General features: G+C 33.1%; 3 protein-coding genes. 2 read left to right on the top strand and 1 reads right to left on the bottom strand.

Translation table 11 applies throughout. From position 1 onward, the window contains the following. On the bottom strand, positions 1 to 457 hold a 457-nt coding region (locus LOK41_RS28110), incomplete at its 3' end, for an IS6 family transposase (RefSeq protein WP_241819370.1). Positions 458 to 698: 241 nt separating this feature from the next. Here LOK41_RS28110 and LOK41_RS28105 point away from each other — a divergent pair. Both LOK41_RS28105 and LOK41_RS28100 read left to right on the top strand, forming a co-directional pair. Then, complete coding sequence (locus tag LOK41_RS28105) at positions 699 to 854, top strand: hypothetical protein (RefSeq protein ID WP_017150362.1); 156 nt, start codon at positions 699 to 701, stop codon at positions 852 to 854. A gap of 142 nt (positions 855 to 996) precedes the next feature. Beyond that, positions 997 to 1,546: ATP-grasp domain-containing protein (locus tag LOK41_RS28100; protein WP_241819369.1), on the top strand; the 550-nt coding region annotated here is incomplete at its 3' end.

Here is a 1,546-nt window from a genome sequence, read left to right as displayed (position 1 = left end):
CTTTTTTCAACTGTTCAATTGCTATAGGATAAGCTGGATTCTTATCGACTGTTATCACGCGAGGTTTTGAAACATGAAAAGCCCGCAACGCTTTCTTGAAAAAGCGCTTTGCAGCCTTCTGATCTCTTGTTTTGCTTAGGCAAAAATCGATTGTGTTTCCTTTCGAATCAACAGCACGATACAGGTACATCCATTGCCCTTTTACTTTGATATATGTTTCATCGACTCTCCAGGAGTTATTTGTTTGTTTAAGGTAGCGTCGGATCCGTTTATCCAATTCAGGACCATACTGATGAACCCAACGCATAATCGTTGTATGAGAAATGGATAAACCCCGTTCCTCCAGCATTTCCACTAAATCACGAAAACTTAGATGGTACCGTAGGTACCATCTTACCGTTAATAAGATAATATCAGGCTGATAGTGCTTCCATTTGAACAAATTTTTCTTTTCCATACCAATCACACACCTTTTTAGAGTAATAGTATCAGTATGTCCAAGATTTATAGATTACTTGCAATTATCCTGAAGTTTTTGCACCAGAACCTCATAATCTGCCATTGAACAGTCTATGTAGGTTTCTATGTCTCTATCAAATGATTTTTGCGCCAGAACCAAATTTTCAAAAAATAAAAAGGTTTTTAGATATTTTTGTCGAAATTTACTATTTGAAACTTATTAATCAGGAGGAATATACATGAATATTAAACTAGATCAAGAACAAAGTGAATTAATTCTAAAAAAAACTGGAGTAACACTACAAGAGATTCAGCTTAATGGAGAAGATTTAAATCAAATTAGTTATGGTCCTGTTACTACCATGGCTCTGGGAGAAGAAGACCGCTGGTTTTAATAATTAGAGATAGATAGAGACAGGACAAATAATTTGATTGCCTGAATGATTAAATTATTTGTCCTCCTTGCTCTAAGAGAGGAAATAAAATATGTCCTTACTTATCGTCAACCCAATGGATGATTTTCATTGTAATTATCTGATGTATAAACTAAAAAAAAGGAATATATCTTTCACAGAATTAGGACCTGTTCATAGCAATGAATATTCCTTTATTGATAATAAGCTAATTTATAACGGGAAGGTAATAGATATAGATAATGTTCGTTCTATTTTTATTAGGAGTAACATGATTTTTACACCTCAATTAGTTAATACACCTTATATAGATACATATAATGAACAAATGCAATTTAAAAGCCAAATCGAGAATTTACGTTCTTGGCTGCAAATCATGCAACTTAATGGAGTTAGAATGATAAATCCTCCTGCAGACCATTCTAAATACTTTCAACTGTATAAACTGATTCATGCAGGATTACCTATTCCAAAAACTTGTATCACAAACTCTTACAAAAGATTAGAAGAGTTCATAAAATCAACGGATAGAATTGTATATAAACCTCTCGTAGGTGGATATTATTGTAGAGAAGTGAACGGCGATGAATTATTAAAGATGAAGTCTTTAAATTTAGAGCCCGTTATTTTTCAAGAGTATATAGAGGGAAAAGATATTAGGGTCTATACTCTAG

This window comes from Bacillus sp. TL12 (genome assembly GCF_022625245.1).
Taxonomy (GTDB): Bacteria; Bacillota; Bacilli; order Bacillales; family Bacillaceae_G; genus Bacillus_A.
Note: the sequence above shows the minus strand (reverse complement) of the source record. Positions and strands in the feature narration are given on the sequence as shown.